Below are 22,398 nucleotides of genomic sequence, written 5' to 3'. Positions count from 1 at the left end.
AGGCGTTTCATGAAAAAGCAGCGAAACGCCTTTCGGATTTACGGTTTAAAAAACGCCAGCGCGTCGCGGTTGATGTCGATACCTAATCCTGGTGCAGTCGGAATTTGCACTACACCACGATGATGGGTAATCGGGCTTTGTAAAATGGCCTGACGAATTGGGTGCTCGGTCTGGTCAAATTCGAGCAGTGGCTGTGCCGGCGTGAGGGAGACCGGGGTATGGGTCGGCACCAGCGCCATCCACTGTAACGATGCGGCAATCCCAACACCGCTGCCCCAGACGTGCGGATTGGTGCGAATGCCAAACGCCTGCGCCATGTCGGCGATCTTTTTACATTCGCTGAGTCCGCCCGCGGCGCAGATATCAGGCTGGAGAATATCCATCGCCTGCGCGCTAATTACGTTCTTAAACCCGTAGCGGGTAAATTCGCACTCCCCACCGGCGATGGGGATCGAGGTTGCCGCTTTGACCCTGCGATAGCCATCGAGATCTTCCGGCGGCACCGGCTCCTCAAACCAGGCAATGTCCAGCGGCTCGATTTTGCGCGCCAGGGCGATAGCGGCAACCGCATCGTAGGCGTGATTAGCATCGACCATCAGCGCCACATCATCACCGATAGTCTCGCGAATGATGCGGGTGATGCGATAATCTTCCTCCACGCCAAAGCCCACCTTCAGCTTCATCGCCCGGAAACCCTGTTCAACGTAGCTGGCCGCTTCTTCCGCAAGATAGTCCGCCGCGTTACCGCCGTCGCGACGGTAAAGGCCGGTTGCGTATGCCTGCACTTCGCTACGCAGTTGCCCGCCCAATAAGGTATACGCCGGGACGTCAAAATATTTACCGCGAATATCCCACAAAGCGATATCAATGCCGCTGAGTCCTTCGATGAGCAATCCTTTTTGCCCGTGATCGCGCAGGCGGGCATAGAGATCCTGCCAGATAAACTCGCTGTTCAGCGGATCGCTGCCGATAATCATGCTGCCCAGTTCGTCGACCACCGCTTTGGTGATCCGCGCCGGGCCGTAGCATTCTCCCCAGCCGCAAATCCCCTCGTCGGTTTCAATTTCGACCAGCATGGCGGTACGCGTGTCGTAGCGGGCGCGTGAGTAAGAAAAGGGTTCCTTTAATTTTGCTGACAGCAGATGCGTCTTTACCGCAGTAATTTTCATGGTGTCCTCATACGCCTGAGTTCGGTGACAAAATCATATCGTGCATAACGCGCCCATCCAGGGTGTCCAGCGGTAAGCCGAGCAGATGGGCAATGGTCGCCGCCGGGGCGGTCATGGTGTGTGGCCCCAGCGTTTTACGGTTGCGGTAATAGCCCTGACGAACGCCTGTGCCGTACATCAGCAGCGCGCCGTAATTGTTGGAGAGCGTGGTTTCGGCGGTCGGTTTTTGCGGTCCGTGGTTTGCCCCCGGCACCTCAACCGGACAGATATCCTCTTTGCCCTGGCTGACGCCCCAGACAAAGCCGCTGTTATAGGCGAAGACGATATCGCCCGCGCACTCACCCCAGAAACCAATCCCCACCGCATCGTCTTTCAGCAGCGCCAGGCTCACGGCGTTACGCGTGACGCCGTTGTCGTCAACCTGCCAGTTGCCCAGCGCCAGCAAGGTGCGGGCGCATACCGCGTCGTAGTCCTGTTCGCTGACGATGCCTGACGCTTCTCGTCCGGCGAGGTTAACGAAGATCTCCAGACCGCCACGTTCATCTTTCAGATAGACCTGGCTTTGCGCCATGTCCGGCAGGCCATCCTCGTTGAGCGTCACCAGCTGATGTTTTTCCAGATAGCGGTAGATATCGCACATATAGCTGTTGGGGACCGCGCCGTGATCGGAAGCCAGCATCAGCACGGTGTCGTCATCCATCTCCTGCATCAGTTTGCCGATCGAGCGGTCCAGCACCTGATAGCACTGGCGCATCACGTCATCATAGCTCTCCGCCTGGGCCGGATCGTAGAATGGCGAGGCCGGGTCGCACTGGCCGAGGCAGTTATGATGGGATTCATCCACCAGACGGTGAACGGTCGCCCACAAGGAATAATTCTGCCGCTGGGTCAGCTCCAACGCGCTGTTGACCAGCCACAGCGACTGCTCTTCCGCCTCCTGAAGCGTGGCCTGCAAATACGCCTCCTGCGGCGATGCCTTCACCACCCATTTACTGTAAAACGGCGCAGGGGTATTCAAGAGATCGCCAGCCTGCGAATTTGCCAACAGTCGCTGACGGTGCGTTACCTGGCTTTGCAGGATTTCGACATCATCATTTGCCGGATCGAACGCGCCGATATAAAAGCGCACCTGGCAGGCGGTACCTGCCGCGTCGAAGGTGATCCACTCGCTCCAGCTCTGCGGCTCCAGTGCCAGGGCACGTCCGGCCAGTTGCAGTAACGGTTTGCTCTCCTGTGTGGTTAGCGTAGCCGTCAGCGATTCGCCCTGATTACCCGTCATGGTAAACTGATAGCCTTCCGCCGTTTTACTCAGCGGTTGCCACGCGCCTTTGTCGTGGTAGGCCAGCGCGGAGTTAGGCGGCCAGCCGAGTTTTTGCTGTTTTACCTGCTTATCGCCGGTCCGCGCCGCGTAATGGGTGGTGTAGCCCATAGGTTTAAAGATTTCCGCCGGCCAGGCTTCACTGCGGCCCCAGTAGGGCGCATAGCTGAAATGCGCTTTATCAGCGTTGATGCTTTCCGGAAAATGCACCAGCGCCGCGCGGAGATCCCGTTTGCTCATCTGCTCCAGCAAATTCCCGGTACGCGCATTGTCCTGCGGCATCCCCTGCCCGATCCATGAGGTGCCTACAGCCTGCCCGCTCAGGAAGGTCACGAAGTTGATGTCGCCCCAGGCGGAGATAAACGGCAGCAGTTCAGTCGCTGCCCCCTGTTTCAGCATGCGTGCAATATGCGGCAAAGCGCCTTCCCCGGCGTAACGTTGCAGCAGGGGCATCGATAACCCGTCTACCCCGAAAAGAATAACTTTTTTCATTACTGACTCCTTCGTCGTTGTCGCTGTTATTTCAACTGACCTGGCCGTGACTGGTTTATTGCCTTTTGATAGTCAATTTTGTTTTCAATCAAACTCTGTAACAGGCTTTCCAGGCTGCTACGGATATGCTTGCGCATGACATTTTCTGCCAGTTCGCCATCGCGGGCTTTTAAGGCAAAAAATATCTCCCGGTGTTCAATCCACGACTGGTATTTTCGGCCCGGCAGACTGCTGGTGATTAAATGGAACATTTGCAGTCGTTCAAGGTGAATACACATCACTTCATTAATTAAATCATTACCGGAAAATCGGAATATCAGGTTATGAATAGAATCCCCCGGATCGTCGACCGACTCTTCATCTTCCTCCAGCAGGACCTGCAATGAATCAAGGTACTGCTCCATGTTGACCAGTTCATCGTCACTGATCCGCTCTGCCGCATGGCGTGCGGAGATCCCCTCCAGCGCTTCACGGATCACATACAGTTCTTTGATATCCGTGAGTTTTATGTCGCTCACAAACCAGCCTTTACGCGGTGCCAGCTCAACAAAATGCTCCTGCTGGAGTCGATACAATGCTTCCCGGATCGGCGTCCTGCTCATTTGTAGCCGCTCAATAAGCCACATTTCCGTAATCGACGCGCCGGGCTTAAGATGCAGGTTGAGGATCATCGTTTTAATTTCGTCATACGCGACCAGACTCAACGATCTTTTAGTATCAGGTGTATCAGCTATTACCATAATGGACATCCACCTTTATGCTACCGGGTTTATTTGAGAACCAGACGCTGAATTTTTCCTACCATAAATAAATAGAAGAAAATAACCATCACAGCATGAGAAATGACAAACCAGAGCACCGCATGGAACGATCCGGTGATATCCAGGATGTAGCCGGTAATGATTGGCGTGGTAATACTTGAGGCATTACTAAAGGTATTTAACATGCTGCCAGATAAGCCAGCGATTTCACGCGGCGCGGTATCGGTATTAATCGTCCAGCCCATACCGCCGATGCCTTTTCCGAGGAAGGACATCGCCATAATCGCGATCACCGCCGTTTCTGAATCGGTGTAATTACACAGCACCATCACACAGCACAGCATCATCCCGCTAATGATGGGGATCTTACGTGCTACCGAAACGGAAACGCCTTTTTTGATCAGAAAATCGGAGAAGAAACCGCCGAGCAATCCCCCCAGGAATCCGCATATCGCCGGAATGGCCGCCACCATGCCCGCCTTCATAATGGACATGTTTTTTTCCTGCACCAGATAGATGGGGAACCAGGTGATAAAGAAGAAGCCAATGGCGTTCAGGCAATACTGCGCCAGGTAGGTCCCGAGCATCATGCGGCTGCTGAGGAGTTGTTTAAGATAGCGTAACTTTGGCCCTTCCGGCGCTTGCTGTGCGGCCTTATTTTCATCCAGTGAAATGAGCGCGCCGCCAGCAGAGATATACTCAATTTCCGCGTCGTTCACCTGCGGATGTTCTTTCGGACTTTTCACGATCTTACGGAACAGCGGCAGGAAGGCGATCCCCAGTAAACCGAGCACCGTAAAGACCGAGTGCCAGCCCCAGGTATGGGCCAGCCAGCCCATTAACGGTGCAAAAAACACCGTCGAGCCGTACTGCGCCGAGTTGAAAATCGCCGCCGCCGTGCCGCGCTCAGAGGCCGGGAACCACGAGGCGACAATGCGGCTATTTGCCGGGAAGGACGGCGCTTCCGAAGTGCCGACCATAAAGCGCATGGCGAAAATAAATGCCACCGCCGTCGCGCCAGTCACAAAGCCTGCCAGACCGGTCATTAAGGTAAACAGCGACCAGAAGAAAATGCTCAGGCTATAGATAAGTCGCGAGCCGAATTTATCCAGCAGCCAGCCGCCGGGCAACTGGAACATAACGTACGCCCAGCCGAAAGCGGAGAAGATAATCCCCATATCCACCGGGCTGAGGCCAAGATCTTTGGCCATTTGCGGACCGGCCAGCGAAATGGACGAACGGTCGGCATAGTTGATGAGCGTCATAAAAAACAGCATGGCGACCACCAGCCAGCGCACATTTGTTCTTTTGGTGCCGGTTTCGCTTTGTACAGCAATAGGTTTTGAATTTTCCAGTTGCATTGCAGCTGACCTCATTAATTATCAGTATAAAGACTATGATTTTTATATGTATTTACAGCGTGATAAATCGGTAATGTGAAACGGTGTTGGCGACACAACAAATACACGTACTTTTACAGCGTGAATCGGGAAAATAGCTAAAAACGAATTGTATACAATACATATACAATAGGAGGAAATATCCGCAGGCGTCTATCGCGATAAAATGGTTTTATGAGGATGGTCACATTACAGGATTTAAAATAAAATAAGACCCCTCTAAATTTAATGCATAACCCTTTGTTTTATATGAAAACCTAATTTATCAAATACAATATGCTTAATTTCTTAAGCAATACCAAAATAATGATTTACCTGTTTTAAGATAAATACCAATTGTTCTGAATTAAGAACAATTCATTTGGCAATAAAGACTATTATTTCAGGATCGGGGCCAACGTTTTTCGACTACTTCGACCTTTAAGTATGTTGTAACTAATTAGGATATTAAAGGCGAAACGACAGACAAGGGAAGCGGAGCGAAGAACAGGAATAAGTATATTCCTCGGGCCATCACGCTAGCGTGACAACCCGACGACGCGTAACGCCCTTTAATCGCGCAGAACGGATTCGACCAGCACGAACGTTTCGAAAATTAATTCCATCTCTTCGCTGAACGTTCCTTCCCGCGTAAAAAATTCCTGATGCTCTTTGCGCCAGTATTGCAGGCTCTTATCACCCTCACCCTCTGCGGCGGCATCTTGCGCGGTGACCTCATTAAAGCGGATCATTTTCAGGCTGGTGGTTCTGATCACACAGGCCGGATTTTCACGCCCATCCAGCACGATATGATAGTCTCCCGGTGAGACCGTCTCATCACCCTGCTGCCAGGCGGCTAACGAACCACAGCTGGCTTGTTTATCGCCGGCAATCACTAACTGTGCCAGTTCGTCCGCCATCTCAGCGGAGTCGCCAAACGACCAGACGTGCGCCTTTGGGTAGCGGGATTTTAATTTATCAAGCGCTGAAAGCATGGTTTAGCCGTTTATGTCGGTACAGGGGTAATGACCTTACCACAGCCATTCAGCAAGATAACGGCGCTTTGCCTGCCAAATATAGTGGGCATTGATAACCGGGACTGGCGATATCATCTTAAAAAAATGGGCGTTATTAGTAGTCCCCTCAGGAGAACCTATGATCGCGTTAAGGCCAATCCATAAGGACGAGTTTTCTGCTTTTCTCGACTATTTCATTCAGGATTACGCCGCTGAAATCACGGTAAATTATCGCCTCTCTGAACAGGATGCGCTGACGCAGGCCACCCGCGATGCGGAACAGAGTTTTCCGCAGGCGGAACAGACGCCGGACCAGATTGTCCTGTGTATCACCCTTCAGCAGGATGGTTCGGAACAGCATATTGGTTATTTCTGGTATAAGGCAGACACCGTGCTGAAGTCGGCGTATATCAATGATTTTTATATTTTTGAGCGCTTCAGACGTCAAGGCTACGGTAGCGCGGCCATGAAAGCGCTTGAGCAAAAATTGCGTGCGGAAGAATTTATGCAGTTGAAACTGCGGGTTGCGGAGGGTAATCAGCAGGCGAGACAGCTGTACTCAGCGAATGGGTTTTGCGTTACGGGGATAAATATGAACAAGCTTTTGTGAGTGCCTGGCTGCCTCTCTCATTCCGTTGCGGCTTTCGGGCAAGCTGGGGTATTTTTGAGACAAAATATCAGGAGAAATGGTACGCCCTACAGGATTCGAACCTGTGACCCACGACTTAGAAGGTCGTTGCTCTATCCAACTGAGCTAAGGGCGCACTGAGAAGCGGGATAGCTTCGCGGTGGGTGAAACGCGTGGAATTATACGGTCAATGCCTGCTGAGTCAATGGCTTTACAACTGGATGCTCGGTAAATAAGCGCCCCAGCTGGCCTCCCACCGCTGAAAAGTGACGAATATCAAAAACGAAGACTGACAGCACGCCGCGCTTCTGACAAAATATAACCATCCCACTTATGTATTGTGACAGATGGAATCCTCTCTCTGATGGCAGCAACGATTATTGATGGTAAAACGATTGCGCAGCAGGTGCGCTCTGAGGTTGCGGAAAAAGTGAAGGTCCGCATCGCAGCCGGAAAACGCGCGCCGGGGCTGGCCGTGGTACTGGTCGGCAGCAACCCGGCGTCGCAGATTTACGTTGGCAGTAAACGCAAAGCGTGTGAAGAGGTGGGCTTTATCTCCCGCTCATACGATCTTCCTGCGACCACCAGCGAAGCCGAGCTGCTTGAGCTGATCGATAAGCTGAACAACGATACCGCAATTGACGGTATTCTGGTGCAGCTTCCGCTGCCTGCCGGTATCGACAATGTGAAGGTGCTGGAACGCATTCGTCCGGATAAAGACGTCGATGGTTTTCACCCTTATAACGTTGGCCGCCTGTGCCAGCGCGCGCCGCGTCTGCGTCCCTGTACGCCGCGCGGGATTGTAACGCTGCTGGAGCGTTATAACATTGATACCTACGGTCTGAACGCGGTGGTCATTGGCGCGTCCAATATCGTCGGTCGCCCGATGAGTATGGAGCTGCTGCTGGCTGGCTGCACCACCACGGTGACCCACCGTTTCACCCGCAATCTGCGTCATCACGTTGAACATGCCGATCTGCTGATCGTGGCCGTCGGTAAACCCGGTTTTATTCCCGGCGAGTGGATCAAAAAAGGCGCTATCGTGATTGATGTCGGTATCAACCGTCTGGAAAACGGCAAAGTGGTCGGCGATGTGGTGTTTGAAGACGCCGTTGAACGCGCCTCATTTATCACACCGGTTCCGGGCGGCGTCGGTCCGATGACCGTTGCCACGCTGATTGAAAATACACTACAGGCTTGCGAAGAGTATCACGACGTGGAGGTCGCGTAAGATGGCTACATTCTCCTTAGGGAAACACCCGCACGTTGAACTGTGCGATCTGCTGAAGCTGGAAGGCTGGAGCGAAAGCGGCGCACAGGCGAAAATTGTCATCGCTGAAGGCCAGGTAACCGTTGATGGCGCGGTTGAAACGCGCAAGCGCTGCAAAATCGTGGCCGGTCAGACCGTCGCCTTTGACAGACAAAAAGTGACCGTTACCGCATAAGCCTTTCCTGAAAAGCCCTTAGTCATAAGGGCTCATTATCCGATCCACTTCAAAGAATTACGATTTCCTCTGACTGGCGGTGAAATTTCTGTTGCCAGTTTTACTGCGATCTCACACGATAAGTAGAACGTTCTACTAAAACGTTATACTCACATAATAAAAGATCGGGCGCGTAGTGTGCCAACACCGGGGGAAGTCAGCATGAGTCTGATATCAGGGTTTGTAAAATCGCTTTCAAAGCTCTCTATGATTGGTCGCGCATTAATGCTGCCAATTTCACTGTTGCCAGCGGCCGGCTTATTGCTGGCGTTCGGGGACAAGTTCCATCTGCCGCTGATGATGAACGCGGGCGGGGTCATTTTTGACAACCTGCCCATGCTGTTCGCTATTGGTTCGGCCGTGGGGCTGGCGTCGGAATCGGGTATCGCAGCGTTATCGGCGGCGGTCTCAGTCTTCGTCACTAACATCACTATCAGTACCATGCTGTCCATTACGCCGGAAATGGCGTCGCAGGGCGGCAAATATGCAATGGTTGTCGGCATTCCGACGCTGCAAATGGGCGTCTTCGGCGGGCTGATTTGCGGGATCCTCGCGGCGTGGTGCTATAACAAATTCCACACCATGCAGCTGCCGGAGTTTCTCGGCTTCTTCTCGGGTAAGCGTTTTGTGGCCATCGCTACCGCGTTTCTGTCGTTCATCATGGGCCTGCTGTTACCTTATATCTGGCAGCATATTCAGGCGGGGATTGATGCTCTGTCGGTCATTGTGAACGGCGATAATCAGGCAGCATCGACCTTTATTTTTGGACTTGTCGAACGTGCGCTGATCCCGCTGGGTCTGCATCACATCTGGTATCCATCATTCTGGTACTCCTTCGGCGATTACACTACCCAGGCCGGTCAGGTGATCCACGGCGACCAGACTATCTGGTTCAAAATGCTGGAAGATGGCGTGAAATCCTTTAGCAGCGATTCTTACCAGAACGCCGGTAAATTTATGCAGGGCGAGTTCCCGCTGATGCTGTTTGCCCTGCCCGCCGCCTGTCTGGCAATGTATCAGGAAGCGCATACCCGCAACAAAAAGATCGCGGCGGGTATCCTGTTCTCTGCGGGCTTAACCTGCTTTTTAACCGGCATCACCGAGCCCGTCGAATTTACCTTTATTTTTGTCGCGCCGGTGTTGTATGTGTTTAACGCCATCATGGCGGGTCTTTCGTATATGTGCATGTATTTACTCCATGCGCACATCGCAAAATCGTTCTCTGCCGGGCTTATCGACTACATCTCATTTGGTATACTGCCCTCGTTTAACGGCTATCAGACCAACTTCCTCAATGCGATTATCGTTGGGGTGCCGATGGCACTGATCTATTACTTCACCTTCCGCTTTGTGATCCGCCGCTTTGATGTTAAAACGCCGGGACGCACGGAAGTCACCGCTGATGCCAGTGCAAAAACAGACGACGAGCTGGCCTCGGAAATTATCGGTCTGATTGGCGGTGAGCAGAACATCAACTCTGTCGGTGCCTGTATTACCCGCCTGCGTCTGGAAGTGGCGAAAGGCGATATGGTCGATAAAGACGGGCTTAACGGCATAGGCGCGCGCGGTGTGGTCTACGTCGGCGATAAGGGCGTGCAGATTATTTTTGGTGCTCGCGCGCAGTTTATCGCACAAACGATGTCGTCAATGATTGGCAAATGATGATAGCCTCGCCTCCTGAGCCGTTTCAGGAGGCGAGGCATCTGATTTCAGGGAGCAGACTTGAAGAAGGTCAGTATTATTGATGTCGCACGAGAAGCGGGGGTCTCTGTTTCTACCGTTTCTCTGGTGCTGCGTCAGAAAGGGAAAATTTCCAGCGCGACGATTGAAAAAGTCCACGTCGCTATCAACAAGCTGGGCTACGTGCATAACGTGGCGGCGGCCAACCTGCGCGCGAATCGCTCGAATCTGATTGGCCTTATTCTGCGTGACTTCAGCGACAGCTACTCGATTAAAGTGATGGCCAGCATCGTACAGGAGCTGGAGAAGCAAGGGTTTATGGTGTTTCTCGGCCAGCCGCTCAACGAAGGCGAGCATCTGGAACGCTGCCTGCTCTCTTTTAAACAACAGGGTGTGGCGGGCGTTATCTATCTCTCCTCTGATACGACCTCAGCGAAACTGCCCTCTCAAATCCGCCATTGTCCGCTGCCGCTGGTGGTGGTGTCGCAGTCACTGATAGAGGAAGAGTGTAATCTGGTGATGCGCGACAACCGTCAGGCGGCCACGCTTGCCACGCGCTACCTGATTGAGCGCGGGCATCGCAGCATCGCGTATGTTGGCGGCAATGAGAACGATCGCATTCGTCATCAACGGCTGTTAGGTTTTCGCAGCGCATTGACGCAAAGCGGGATGGTCTATCGTGATGAAGCGGTTGCCGCCTGTAGCGAAGATACCCGCGCCGTCAGTAATGCCACCCGGCATTTACTGGAAAATAACAACACCATCACTGCCCTGCTCTGCCACTCGCCGGATGCTATTATCGGCTGTATTAACGGTATTCATCAGGTCGGACGCACGGTGGGTAAAGATGTGTTTCTGACGCAGCAGGTGGCGCTACTGGGGTTTGAAGATATGCTGCATGTGAATCTGACCTCGCCATCGTTTACCTATGTCTCCTCCGCCAGCGAAGAGTCGGGCCGCCAGGCCGCGACGCTGATGATCCGCAAAATCAACGAGCCGGAATTGCTTAATCAGCGCGTTACGCTCTCGGGGCAACTGGTGGTGCGCGAGTCGGCCTGAGATTTTCAGAGTGATGCCCAGCGCGCCTTCTGTACATCTCCGCCTGACAGACGTATAACGGCCTGATTATCACGTTGCGGATAAGCCGTTATGCCAACCATCATTACTCATGCCGCCGTTCCTCTGTGTCTGGGCGCTGGACTGGGGTTACGCATTATCCCGCCGCGCCTGCTGTTCGCCGGGGTGGTACTCGCCATGCTGCCGGATGCGGATGTGCTGTCTTTTCACTTCGGCATTGCGTACGGCAATATGTTCGGTCACCGCGGCTTTACCCACTCCCTGCTTTTTGCTTTTGTGGTGCCGCTGCTCTGCGTGCTGGCCGGGCGACGATGGTTTAAGGCCGGACTGGTGCGCTGCTGGCTGTTTCTCACCGTATCGCTGCTGTCGCATAGCCTGCTGGATTCGGTCACTACCGGCGGTAAAGGCGTCGGCTGGCTATGGCCGTGGTCGGATGAACGCTTTTTCGCGCCGTGGCAGGTGATTAAGGTCGCGCCGTTCGCGCTGTCACGCTATACCACGCCTTACGGACATCAGGTTATTGTGTCAGAGTTGATGTGGGTGTGGTTGCCGGGCGTGCTGCTGGCGGGGATGCTGTGGTGGTGGCGCAGACGGTAACGAGGGTTGGTGTAAGTTTGCCCTTGCGTCGAAAATGCCGGGTGGCGGCTTCGCCTTACCCGGCCTACATTATTCGTGCGCTGAAGGTAGAGTATTAACTTTTGTAGGCCGGATAAGACGCGTCAGCGTCGCCATCCGGCATTCGTTCCCCGGAGTTATTTACGACGCCAGATGGTTCCCTGCGGACCGTCTTCCAGCACGATCCCCATCTCGCTTAGACGATCGCGTGCTGCATCTGCCGCTGCCCAGTCCTTCGCTTTACGGGCGTCCAGACGCTGCTGGATCAATGCTTCAATATTCGCCACTTCACCGTCGTCAGCCTGCGCACCGCTTTGCAGGAAGGCTTCCGGATCCTGCTCAAGCAGGCCCAGTACCTTAGCCAACTTACGTAACATGGTCGCTGCGGCGTTCGCTTCCTCATTATTGCCCGTTTGTTTAGCGTTATTAATCTCTTTAGCTAAATCAAAAAGTGCTGAGTACGCTTCTGGAGTATTAAAATCATCATCCATTGCATCTTTAAAGCGGTTCTCGTAATACTCCCCGCGACTAAACGCCACATCAGTATTTGAGGTGCCGCGCAGGGCGATATACAGACGCTCCAGCGCCGAACGCGCCTGCTTGAGGTTCTCTTCGCTGTAGTTAAGCTGGCTACGATAGTGACCGGACATCAGGAAGTAGCGCACGGTTTCGGCGTCGTAGTACTTCAGCACGTCGCGCACGGTAAAGAAGTTGCCGAGCGATTTCGACATCTTCTCGCGGTCAACCATCACCATCCCGGAGTGCATCCAGTAGTTGACGTATTCGCCGTCATGGGCGCAGGTCGACTGGGCGATTTCATTTTCGTGGTGCGGGAACATGAGATCCGAGCCGCCGCCGTGAATATCAAAGTGCGACCCCAACTGCTTGCAGTTCATCGCCGAGCACTCGATATGCCAGCCCGGACGCCCTTCGCCCCACGGCGAGGTCCAGCTTGGCTCGCCCGGCTTGGACATCTTCCACAGCACGAAGTCCATCGGATTACGCTTCACATCAGCGATTTCAACGCGTGCGCCCGCCTGGAGCTGGTCCAGATCCTGACGCGACAGCTTGCCGTAATCGGCATCGGTTTCGACGGAGAACATCACATCGCCGTTATCCGCCACGTAAGCGTGGCCGCGCTGTATCAGCCGTTCAACGATCTCAATGATTTCATGGATATGCTGGGTGGCGCGCGGTTCGCTGTCCGGGCGCAGGATGTTCAGCGCGTCGAAATCCGCGTGCATCTCTTTCACCATCCGGTCAACAAGTGAAACAAAACTCTCGCCGTTTTCATTGGCACGTTTGATGATTTTGTCGTCAATATCGGTGATGTTACGCACGTATTTCAGCCTGTAACCTAAAAAACGCAGGTAGCGCGCCACCACGTCGAAGGCGACAAACGTACGGCCATGACCGATGTGACAGAGATCGTAAACGGTGATACCACACACGTACATGCCCACTTCCCCGGCATGAATAGGTTTAAATTCCTCTTTTTGGCGCGTCAGAGTATTAAAAATTTTTAACATCGAAGATTCCATGTAGTAGACGTGTGTGGATCGTAAAAGCCGTATAATACCTATAATTTGGCGATGAAGCAGCACACTTTGCGGGATGATCGAACCTCTCGCATATGCTATAACATGCCTCTGGCTGTGACCCGCTGTCGGGTCGACGCACCACTATAACGGAACAGGATGCAAAAATGGTTACATTCCACACTAATCACGGCGATATCGTAATCAAGACCTTTGATGACAAAGCGCCTGAAACAGTTAAAAACTTCCTGGACTACTGCCGCGAAGGTTTTTATAACAACACCATTTTCCACCGTGTGATCAACGGCTTTATGATTCAGGGTGGCGGTTTTGAACCCGGTATGCGTCAGAAAGAAACCAAAGAAGCGATCAAAAACGAAGCCAATAACGGTCTGAAAAACACCCGTGGCACGCTGGCGATGGCCCGTACTCAGGCTCCGCACTCTGCAACGGCTCAGTTCTTCATTAACGTGGCGGATAACGACTTCCTGAACTTCTCCGGTGAAAGCTTGCAGGGCTGGGGCTACTGTGTCTTTGCTGAAGTAGTTGAAGGCATGGACGTGGTTGAGAAAATCAAAGGCGTGTCCACTGGCCGCAGCGGCATGCATCAGGACGTGCCGAAAGAAGACGTAATCATTGAAAGCGTGGACGTTAGCGAGTAATTGGTGGCAACACTTTTTATCGCAGATCTGCACTTATGTACCGAAGAACCGGCGATCACCGCCGGTTTTCTGCGTTTTTTAGCGGGTGATGCCCGCAAGGCCGACGCGCTCTATATTCTCGGCGACCTGTTTGAGGCGTGGATTGGCGATGACGACCCGGTACCACTGCACCGCGAAATTGCCGCAGCGATTAAATCTCTGGTCGATGCTGGCGTGCCCTGCTACTTCATCCACGGCAACCGCGATTTCCTGCTCGGCAAGCGCTTCGCCTGCGAAAGCGGCATGATCCTGCTGGCGGAAGAAAACGTCCTCGAGCTATATGGCCGCAAATTGTTGATCCTGCACGGCGATACGCTGTGTACTGACGACACAGGCTATCTGGCGTTTCGGGCCAAAGTTCACCAGCCCTGGTTGCAAAAATTGTTTCTGGCCCTCCCCCTCTTCGTGCGCCAGCGGATCGCCGCGAAAATGCGTTCCAACAGCAAGGCGGCGAACTCCACCAAATCGCTGGAGATTATGGACGTCAACCCGCAGGCGGTGGTCAACGCGATGGAACGCCACCGCGTACAGTGGCTGATCCACGGTCATACTCATCGCCCCGCAGTGCATCAGCTTACGGCTAATGGCGAGCCTGCGTTTCGCGTGGTGTTAGGTGCCTGGCACAGCGAAGGATCGATGGTAAAAGTGACGCAGGATGATGTGGAGTTGATTTATTTTCCGTTCTAATTTGTGGTAGTCATCATCGGTCTATTCAGCTACGCAACCGTTTTCCTTGCCGTTTTTCCATGCTATTCTTTGTGGCCTTAGCAGTCTGTGCAGCACACCCACAGGAGTTTTCAGACGCATGTCTTCCCGCAATAACCCGGCGCGTGTCGCCATCGTGATGGGGTCCAAAAGCGACTGGGCTACCATGCAGTTCGCCGCCGAAATTTTCGACGTTCTGAACGTCCCGCACCATGTTGAAGTTGTCTCCGCTCACCGCACCCCCGATAAGCTGTTCAGCTTTGCCGAAAGCGCAGAGGAGAACGGCTATCAGGTGATTATTGCGGGCGCAGGCGGTGCGGCGCATCTGCCGGGGATGATCGCGGCAAAAACGCTGGTGCCGGTGCTGGGTGTGCCGGTTCAAAGCGTGGCGTTGAGCGGCGTCGATAGCCTTTATTCTATTGTCCAGATGCCGCGCGGCATTCCGGTGGGTACGCTGGCAATTGGTAAAGCGGGCGCGGCGAATGCGGCGCTGCTGGCGGCGCAAATTCTGGCGCAGCATGATGCTGAACTGCATCAGCGTCTGGTCGAGTGGCGTAAGACGCAGACCGACGAGGTGCTGGATAATCCGGATCCGCGGGGTGCAGCATGAAACAGGTTTGTATTCTGGGCAACGGTCAGCTTGGCCGGATGCTGCGTCAGGCAGGTGAGCCGCTGGGCATCCCGGTATGGCCGGTCGGACTGGATGCCGAACCGGAAGCAGTGCCGTTTGCGCAGAGCGTGATCACCGCTGAAATCGAACGCTGGCCGGAGACTGCCCTGACCCGCGAGCTGGCGCGTCATCCGGCGTTTGTGAATCGCGATGTGTTTCCGATTATCGCCGACCGTCTTACGCAAAAGCAGCTGTTCGATAAACTCGGTCTGGCGACCGCCCCGTGGCAGCTGCTGGCAAATCGCGACGAATGGCCGGAGGTTTTTGCCCGTCTCGGCGAGCTGGCAATCGTTAAGCGCCGGGTCGGCGGTTATGATGGTCGCGGGCAGTGGCGTCTACGCGCGGCAGAGACGGCACAGTTACCGGACGATTGCTACGGCGAATGCATCGTTGAGCAGGGCATTAACTTTAGCGGCGAAGTGTCGCTGGTCGGCGCGCGCGGGCATGACGGTGCCACGGTGTTTTATCCGCTGACGCATAACCTGCATCAGGACGGTATTTTGCGTACCAGCGTGGCGTTTCCGCGCGCCAATGCTGAGCAGCAGGCGCAGGCGGAAACGATGCTTTCTGCCATCCTGCACGAACTGAATTATGTCGGCGTGATGGCGATGGAGTGTTTTATTACGCCAGGCGGGTTGCTGATCAACGAACTGGCCCCGCGCGTGCACAACAGCGGCCACTGGACGCAGAACGGCGCGTCTATCAGTCAGTTCGAACTGCATTTACGGGCGATCACCGATCTGCCGCTACCACAGCCGGTGATCGACAGTCCGTCGGTGATGGTGAATTTGATCGGCACCGATCTTAATTACGACTGGCTGAAGCTGCCGCTGGTCCATCTACACTGGTACGATAAAGAGGTGCGTCCGGGCCGCAAGGTGGGGCATCTTAATCTTAATGACAGTGATACGGATCGCCTCAGCGCTACTCTGGAAGCGTTGATGCCGCTGTTACCGCCGGAGTATGCCAGCGGGTTGACCTGGGCACAGGGGAAACTGGCGTAAGGCGGGTTGCGCGTAATGCCCGGCGGCGCTTCGCTTGCGCGGGCCTACGCTCAACGTAACCCGCTGATTACACAATTGTTGTAGGCCGGGTAAGGCGAAGCCGCCACCCGGCAAATCGGGTGCAGAGGCGGATATTATAAACGAATACAGGTCCCCGCCTGCCCTGCCAGCGTTTCGTCAATCCGGGTCAGCGAGCCAATCCAGGCGGGTTTTCCCCGGCGCTGGACGTATCCGCTGACGGCGGCCACTTTCGGTCCCATCGAACCGTCCGCTTTTGCAAACGGAGCCAGTTTATCCGGCGTAGCCTGACGAATTGCCCGCTGTTGTGGCGTCCCCCAGTTTTCATATACCGCATCCGCATCCGTGAGAATAATTAAGCCGTCGGCATTGATCTGTTCTGCCAGCAGCGCCGCCGCCAGATCCTTATCAATGACCGCTTCCGTTCCCTGACCATTCTGCGCCACCGGCACACCGCCGCCGCCGCTGCAAATGACCACGTGCCCTTCTTTAAGCAGCAGTTCAATCGCCTGGCTCTCTTCGATGCGCTTTGGCAGCGGCGAAGGCACCACCCGGCGCAGGTATTTACCGTCGCGTTTCATCTGCCAGCCGTAGGTGGCTTCCAGTTCATTCTGCTGTTCCGGCGCGTAGACCGGGCCAATAAATTTCTCCGGCGAGTGGAAGGCCGGATCGTCTTTATCTATCTGAATACGGGTTAAAATCGTGGTGACCGGTGGCATATCGGGTTCTCTACCGAGACGCTGCGCCAGCATATAGCCGATCATCCCCTGGCTTTCCGCCACCAGCACATCCAGCGGATAAGGCGCAACCTCCTTCCAGGCCAGATTCTGCAATGCAAGCAGCCCTACCTGCGGCCCGTTGCCGTGAACAATCGCTAACCGATACTGCCGCGCCAGACGCGCCAGCGCCGGGACGGCACTCTCAATATTGCGGTACTGATTCTCTACCGTCAGCGCTTCCCCGCGCTGTAATAATGCGTTGCCGCCGAGGGCAACGACCAGCGTTTTCATGATTTATCCTTTTATAATTTGTTGGCCCAGCCAGAAGCCCAGCAGGGTGTCGGCCCCGGAGGTATGGCCGAGCGCCAGCAGCGCTTCCGTCGCTTCAGGGACGCGGCGGCTACGGCCTAATGCGTGGGTAAAATGCAGAAGTGGAGAGGCAAAGCAGCCTTCGGCGGCGTAGCGCAAATAGCTCACGCTCACCATAGTCGTTACCTCTGCCAGATTGCCGGAGGCGGCAAAAAAACGCCGGGCAACGGCGGGCTTCAGGGCACCGAAGTACCAGCCTGCCAGCATCATGCCGGTGAGCGTGTCGTCGTGACTGGGCGTCAGCCCCGGCCCTTTTCCCAGCCAGGGACGCCAGTCAACGCCCTCTCCGGTAAGCGCGGCGGCAAAACTCCGCTGATAGTGCAGCAACTCAGCGTCGAGCGGCGCGCTGACGGCCTGCACCAGCAGACCGAACAGCCCCGTTTCCTCCCCCTGCATCAGCATATGCCCGGCAAGGCCAGAAGGCTGCGCGTGAGGCATCAGACGTAACGAACAGTATTTTCGCGGCGTCCGCAGAGTGAATGCCCCTAACCTCATCCCCTCAGCGATGACCTGCGGCCTCTCGTTACCGTCCAGCGCCTCGCGAAGCGCGTCAAAATCCTCGCAGCGCAACACCCATCCCCCAGGCCCGAATCCACTGCCGCGACGGTGCAGCGTTAACAATTCGCCGCTGTCGCTGCACAGATTGATTGACCGCCGCCAGACGCCCGCAAGGTGCCACGCCTGGCGATAATCCGCCGCGTGCTGGCTGGCAAGGATGGGCTGGATGATGTTCATCAGGTGCCCTTAATTGACGCCCATCGCGTCGGCCAGCGCTTCCAGCGCCTGCTCGAAACAGGCCAGCGGCGCACGCACCGTACCGGCCCCAATCTGCCCGATACCCGCATCCTTATGGGCAATCCCGGTGTTGATCAGCGGCGTGATCCCGGTTTCCACGACGCGGCGAATATCCAGCCCGAGGCAAGCGCCCTGGAAATCCCAGCCGGGGATCTGCAACTGCATATTGCGTTCGAGGAAAATTTCCGCCATCTCTTCACAGACCGATTTCGCCGCTTCCATGCCGCCTGCACCAACAAACCGCGTCACGCCCGGGGCCGCAATCATCGCCGCGCCGCCGATGCCGAAGGTCTCGGTGATCGCACTGTCGCCCATGTCCGGGTTGGCCTGCTGCTGGGAAAAGCCGGTGAAGAACAGCCCCTGCGGCGTATTGACCGGCGCGGTAAACCAGCGCTCGCCCAGCCCACTCACCCGGATGCCGAACATATTGCCGTTACGGGTCATCGCCGTGACAATACTGCCCGCCTCAATTTGCGCCCCGGCGTCCATCGCCGCTTTGCAATAGGCCATCGCCAGATTGAGGAAGAACTGATCGGTGACGCTGAGGAAGTCCATCACTTCTGCAATCTGCTGCTTATCATGGTCGAGGCGGACGATATGCGGTGCCAGCGCGCGCATCAGCAATGCCGACGTGGCGATATTACGCTGGTGGAATTCATCCCCCATGGTAATGCCCTGCCCCATCATGGCAGTCAGATCGATACCACGTTCTATCGTGTTTAAGGCCGCGCTCAGTACCGGCATCAGCACATCGCGCATCCAGCGCAGACGCGCCTGGACATCCTCACCATAAGCACCGAAGCGCATCACTTTGCCAATCCCTTCATTAAGGTTGCAATACGCGCGGTTGCCATCGGTGGCATTTTCCACCACCAGCATCGGCATACTGGCGGAGGTGATACCGCCCATCGGACCAACGGCGTTAACGTGATGACAGGGAATAAAGGTGACTTCACCACTTTCGAGCATATCCAGCGCGGCTTTTTCATTTTTCGCCCAGCCTTCAAACAGCGACGCACCAATACAGGCTCCTTTCATCGGGCCGGTCATATCGGCCCAGCGCATCGGCGGCCCCGCGTGCAATAAGGTTTTCCCCTGATTTAACACGCTAATCAGTGAACCCGCGGGCTTTACATCCAGCCAGTGCGGACGCGCACAACGAATTTTTTCAATTACTGCGGCATTGGCTTGCGCCAGTGATGTATACATAGGGACCTCTTATTGCAAACGTTCTAATAAACGAGCCAGTTTTTTATTGCCACCCGCGATGGGTGCCCACTGATAATGAATAACCGGCGTTCCGGCAGCCTGAAGATCGAGAGCAAAGCTGCGCAACCCGGCGTTGATCACCGCCACGCCTTCCAGCAATCGGGCGGGTTTGAGATGGTTCTGTGGGATGGGTGAGCGGATCAGCTCAGCGGCCAGCAGCGTCGCTTCGGGGAGCGAATCCACCACCGTGATACCCGCATCTTCCAGGGTGGCGATTTGTCGGGAGCGACTCTGCGGATCGCGCTCAGTACCGGTCACGGTGGCGATGGCAAACAGCGGTTGATCGGTATCGCGTCCGCCACGCGCACGCTGATACGCCTCAACCAGCGAAGCGGCCGGATCGGCGGTGGCACCAAAACCAATCACCACATCCAGCAGCAGGACGCGAACCTGCGGTTTAAAGGCGAGATCGGCAATCAGCTGATTACGCAGCGCAGGGTCGATCATCGGGTGCGGACGCCCGACGGTATAAAAATCATCCCCCAGATCCACAACCTGATGACCGGCCGCATCCAGCATCATCCCGTGCGGGTGCGCGGCGTCAGTAGTGACATTGAGATAATCTGCCAGTAAGCCTGCGGCCTCTGCGGCCAGCGTGCCGCCGGTGTAAAGTCCACGGATCACACCACTACGGGTAGCAGAAAGCGCCTGACGACGATCCGCCACCCGCGCCAGCAGGCAGGCAAGACGTGCGGCCTCATCCAGCGTCGTCGCGAACCAGACGTTACCGTCGCGCGAAACCGGAGAACGGTAGCCGAGGAACAGTGCCACCACCGGTTTGCCGCTCGCTTTCATTGCCGCAATAATGCGCTGGCGCACCGCGTCAGCGGGTGGCTTTGAAACGAAGGCCAGCACGCGACTTTTTTGATCCGCTGCCAGCATCTCAAGCGCCGTCAGCGCACTAATGCCGCCCACCCCGGCGCTTAAATCGCGACCGCCCAGGCCGATCGCATGGGTGATCCCTCCGTCATGCAGGGCAATTTGCGAAGCCAGCTCCTGAATACCAGTGCCGGATGCGCCAATAATGCCGATACTTCCCTCCGGCATAACGTTAGCGAACGCCAGCGGCGTGCCGGCAATAATCGCCGTCCCGCAGTCCGGCCCCATCACCAGCAGCCCCTTGTCACGGGCGCGCGTTTTCAGCGCAATTTCATCCTCCAGCGACACGTTATCGGAGAAGATCATCACATTTTTGTTGTGATCGAGCGCCTGATGCGCCAGCTCCGCAGCGTACTCTCCGGCAATTGAAATCAGCGTGACGTTAGCGTCGGTCAGCTTCTGGCAGGCGCTTTCCCAGCGCCTGACCTGTTGCAGTGACTGCCCACCGCTCGCGCCCTGCGCCAGCGTTTTCAGCGCCTCTTCCAGCTGCTGAAGAATGGTCTGCATAATCGTTGTGTCGTCGATGTCAGTCCGCACCGCAACACAAATATCGTTTGGCGTGGCCTGCGCGAAATCCTCGTGCCAGAAACCGGTGGTTTCCAGCAGCGATTTATTCGCCGGCGTCCCCATCATGACCGATACATCATCAACATTTTCTGATTCACTTAATTTCCGTGAAATAAGCATTAAGCTGACTGAATCCTGAAAACACCCTTTTTTTATAAAGGCATGGATCATAACGACTCCCCAGTAATTGCACTCATTGCAATTGAACGAGCATGGTTAATGTGCGTTCACGGTATACAGATCTGAATGCGAAGAGAGTGATTAACGTCACACTCATTTTATTAGCAAATGGATTTAAATATTCGCCCGTTCATTGATGGCCGTTTTTTAAAAATAGTGATTAATTTAATTTCTCTACAAAAGACAAAATGATTATCAAATTAATTCTAACTATATTTATTTGCCTGTCTGGATCACAAATTTAGTTTATTTTCCCGGTATGTTTACCGCAGTCATGCTCTACACCGTCGTAAAAAAGGAAGACAGATGAAAGTCAGTCGGGAAACACTCCATCAGCTTATCGAAAATAAGCTGAGCAAAGCAGGACTTAAACGTGAGCACGCCGCTACGGTGGCGGATGTACTGGTTTATGCTGACGCACGAGGTATTCACTCGCATGGTGCCGTCCGCGTGGAATACTATGCGGAACGGATCTCGAAAGGGGGTACGAATTGCCATCCCACATTCCGTTTTGAACAATCCGGTCCCTGTACCGGCACGCTGCATGCCAATAACGCGGCGGGTCAGGTCGCGGCCAAACTGGGCATGGAGCACGCCATCACGATGGCGCAGGAAAACGGCGTGGCGGTGGTCGGTATCAGCCGCATGGGCCATAGCGGTGCCATTTCTTACTTCACTCAGATGGCAGCCAGAGCAGGGTTAATCGGCCTCTCTTTTTGCCAGTCTGATCCGATGGTGGTGCCGTTTGGCGGCGCAGAAATCTACTATGGCACCAACCCGCTCGCCTTCTGTGCACCGGCAGAAAACGGTGAGATTCTGACCTTCGATATGGCAACCACGGTTCAGGCGTGGGGAAAGGTGCTGGATGCCCGCTCGCGTAATGAGAGCATCCCGGAGAGCTGGGCTGTCGATAAAAAAGGGCATCCCACGAAGGATCCTTTTGCGGTACACGCGCTGTTACCCGCCGCCGGGCCGAAAGGCTACGGGTTGATGATGATGATCGACGTACTTTCCGGCATTCTGCTCAACCTGCCTTTTGGCCGTCAGGTGAGCTCTATGTACGATGACTTAAACTCCGGCCGCAATTTAGGACAGCTCCACGTGGTGATTAATCCTGAATTCTTTGGCTCCGGCGCGTTATTCCGTCAGCATTTAAGCCAGACAATGCGTGAATTAAATGCGATCGCTCCGGCCCCTGGCTTTAAGCAGGTTTATTACCCAGGGCAGAACCTGGATATTAATGAAAAACAGTCTGAGATAGAAGGTATCGAGATTGTTAATGATATTTATGACTATCTGGTTTCTGATGCGCTATATCTGCGCTCGTATGAAACCGGCGATCCGTTTGCTCAATAATATCTTAAA

General features: G+C 54.9%; 21 protein-coding genes and 1 tRNA gene. 11 read left to right on the top strand and 11 right to left on the bottom strand.

Going from position 1 to position 22,398, the window contains the following annotated elements; genetic code table 11:
• Positions 1 to 38: 38 nt before the first annotated feature.
• The 5 genes from INT84_RS01430 to INT84_RS01410 form a co-directional block, all read right to left on the bottom strand.
• Complete coding sequence (locus tag INT84_RS01430) at positions 39 to 1,169, bottom strand: mandelate racemase/muconate lactonizing enzyme family protein (RefSeq protein ID WP_194205344.1); 1,131 nt, start codon at positions 1,167 to 1,169, stop codon at positions 39 to 41.
• Positions 1,170 to 1,176: 7 nt separating this feature from the next.
• A complete protein-coding gene (locus INT84_RS01425; protein WP_194205343.1) occupies positions 1,177 to 2,979 on the bottom strand; it encodes an alkaline phosphatase family protein in 1,803 nt (600 codons plus the stop codon).
• 26 nt (positions 2,980 to 3,005) lie between these two features.
• Positions 3,006 to 3,719: a GntR family transcriptional regulator gene (locus INT84_RS01420; RefSeq protein WP_194205342.1), complete on the bottom strand. Its 714-nt coding sequence runs from the start codon at positions 3,717 to 3,719 to the stop codon at positions 3,006 to 3,008.
• 29 nt (positions 3,720 to 3,748) lie between these two features.
• The gene (locus INT84_RS01415) at positions 3,749 to 5,101 is read right to left on the bottom strand and encodes an MFS transporter (protein ID WP_194205341.1); all 1,353 of its coding nucleotides are present in this window, start codon (positions 5,099 to 5,101) and stop codon (positions 3,749 to 3,751) included.
• A 590-nt stretch (positions 5,102 to 5,691) separates the two neighbouring features.
• Entirely contained in the window at positions 5,692 to 6,114 is a 423-nt protein-coding gene (locus INT84_RS01410; protein WP_194205340.1) for an ASCH domain-containing protein, read from the bottom strand.
• Between the two features lie 160 nt (positions 6,115 to 6,274).
• On the opposite strand from INT84_RS01410, the gene INT84_RS01405 reads away from it, so the two are divergent.
• Positions 6,275 to 6,745: a GNAT family N-acetyltransferase gene (locus INT84_RS01405; protein ID WP_194205339.1), complete on the top strand. Its 471-nt coding sequence runs from the start codon at positions 6,275 to 6,277 to the stop codon at positions 6,743 to 6,745.
• Between the two features lie 77 nt (positions 6,746 to 6,822).
• Here INT84_RS01405 and INT84_RS01400 read toward each other — a convergent pair.
• Positions 6,823 to 6,899: transfer RNA gene (locus INT84_RS01400), tRNA-Arg, on the bottom strand.
• A 228-nt stretch (positions 6,900 to 7,127) separates the two neighbouring features.
• Here INT84_RS01400 and folD point away from each other — a divergent pair.
• From folD to INT84_RS01375, 5 genes are all read left to right on the top strand, one after another.
• Positions 7,128 to 7,994, top strand: a complete 867-nt coding sequence (gene folD / locus INT84_RS01395; RefSeq protein WP_194205338.1) for a bifunctional methylenetetrahydrofolate dehydrogenase/methenyltetrahydrofolate cyclohydrolase FolD — start codon at positions 7,128 to 7,130, stop codon at positions 7,992 to 7,994.
• A gap of 1 nt (position 7,995) precedes the next feature.
• Positions 7,996 to 8,208, top strand: a complete 213-nt coding sequence (gene ybcJ, locus INT84_RS01390; protein WP_194205337.1) for a ribosome-associated protein YbcJ — start codon at positions 7,996 to 7,998, stop codon at positions 8,206 to 8,208.
• Positions 8,209 to 8,409: 201 nt separating this feature from the next.
• Entirely contained in the window at positions 8,410 to 9,909 is a 1,500-nt protein-coding gene (locus INT84_RS01385) for a PTS transporter subunit EIIC (RefSeq protein ID WP_194205336.1), read from the top strand.
• 60 nt (positions 9,910 to 9,969) lie between these two features.
• A complete protein-coding gene (malI, locus tag INT84_RS01380; protein ID WP_194205335.1) occupies positions 9,970 to 10,986 on the top strand; it encodes a Mal regulon transcriptional regulator MalI in 1,017 nt (338 codons plus the stop codon).
• Positions 10,987 to 11,076: 90 nt separating this feature from the next.
• Entirely contained in the window at positions 11,077 to 11,601 is a 525-nt protein-coding gene (locus INT84_RS01375; RefSeq protein WP_194205334.1) for a metal-dependent hydrolase, read from the top strand.
• Between the two features lie 155 nt (positions 11,602 to 11,756).
• Here the strand turns inward: INT84_RS01375 and cysS are convergent, their stop codons facing one another.
• The gene (gene cysS / locus INT84_RS01370; protein ID WP_194205333.1) at positions 11,757 to 13,148 is read right to left on the bottom strand and encodes a cysteine--tRNA ligase; all 1,392 of its coding nucleotides are present in this window, start codon (positions 13,146 to 13,148) and stop codon (positions 11,757 to 11,759) included.
• A 176-nt stretch (positions 13,149 to 13,324) separates the two neighbouring features.
• Between cysS and ppiB the strand changes: the two genes are divergently transcribed.
• From ppiB to purK, 4 genes are all read left to right on the top strand, one after another.
• Positions 13,325 to 13,819, top strand: coding sequence for a peptidylprolyl isomerase B (gene ppiB / locus INT84_RS01365; protein ID WP_176917503.1), 495 nt, complete (start codon positions 13,325 to 13,327; stop codon positions 13,817 to 13,819).
• Between the two features lie 3 nt (positions 13,820 to 13,822).
• Positions 13,823 to 14,545: a UDP-2,3-diacylglucosamine diphosphatase gene (lpxH, locus tag INT84_RS01360; protein ID WP_194205332.1), complete on the top strand. Its 723-nt coding sequence runs from the start codon at positions 13,823 to 13,825 to the stop codon at positions 14,543 to 14,545.
• Positions 14,546 to 14,663: 118 nt separating this feature from the next.
• On the top strand, positions 14,664 to 15,173 hold the full coding sequence (purE, locus tag INT84_RS01355; protein WP_194205331.1) for a 5-(carboxyamino)imidazole ribonucleotide mutase: 510 nt from the start codon (positions 14,664 to 14,666) through the stop codon (positions 15,171 to 15,173).
• A complete protein-coding gene (gene purK / locus INT84_RS01350; RefSeq protein ID WP_194205330.1) occupies positions 15,170 to 16,237 on the top strand; it encodes a 5-(carboxyamino)imidazole ribonucleotide synthase in 1,068 nt (355 codons plus the stop codon). The genes purE and purK overlap by 4 nt, the downstream gene beginning before the upstream one ends.
• Positions 16,238 to 16,371: 134 nt before the next feature.
• Here the strand turns inward: purK and INT84_RS01345 are convergent, their stop codons facing one another.
• The 4 genes from INT84_RS01345 to INT84_RS01330 are packed head-to-tail and all read right to left on the bottom strand — an operon-like array spanning position 16,372 to position 21,024.
• The gene (locus tag INT84_RS01345) at positions 16,372 to 17,265 is read right to left on the bottom strand and encodes a carbamate kinase (protein ID WP_194205329.1); all 894 of its coding nucleotides are present in this window, start codon (positions 17,263 to 17,265) and stop codon (positions 16,372 to 16,374) included.
• Between the two features lie 3 nt (positions 17,266 to 17,268).
• A complete protein-coding gene (locus INT84_RS01340; protein ID WP_194205328.1) occupies positions 17,269 to 18,078 on the bottom strand; it encodes a DUF2877 domain-containing protein in 810 nt (269 codons plus the stop codon).
• A gap of 9 nt (positions 18,079 to 18,087) precedes the next feature.
• Positions 18,088 to 19,347 carry a DUF1116 domain-containing protein gene (locus tag INT84_RS01335; RefSeq protein ID WP_194205327.1) on the bottom strand — a complete coding sequence of 420 codons (1,260 nt, stop codon included), beginning with the start codon at positions 19,345 to 19,347 and terminating at the stop codon, positions 18,088 to 18,090.
• 9 nt (positions 19,348 to 19,356) lie between these two features.
• Entirely contained in the window at positions 19,357 to 21,024 is a 1,668-nt protein-coding gene (locus INT84_RS01330) for an acyl-CoA synthetase FdrA (RefSeq protein ID WP_194205326.1), read from the bottom strand.
• A 315-nt stretch (positions 21,025 to 21,339) separates the two neighbouring features.
• On the opposite strand from INT84_RS01330, the gene allD reads away from it, so the two are divergent.
• Positions 21,340 to 22,389, top strand: coding sequence for an ureidoglycolate dehydrogenase (gene allD, locus INT84_RS01325; RefSeq protein WP_194205325.1), 1,050 nt, complete (start codon positions 21,340 to 21,342; stop codon positions 22,387 to 22,389).
• Positions 22,390 to 22,398: the final 9 nt, after the last annotated feature.

It is taken from the genome of Superficieibacter sp. 1612_C1 (genome assembly GCF_015234305.1).
Classification (GTDB): Bacteria; Pseudomonadota; Gammaproteobacteria; order Enterobacterales; family Enterobacteriaceae; genus Superficieibacter.
The sequence above is the reverse complement of the archived record's forward strand: the minus strand, read 5'-3'. Positions and strand labels throughout refer to the sequence as shown.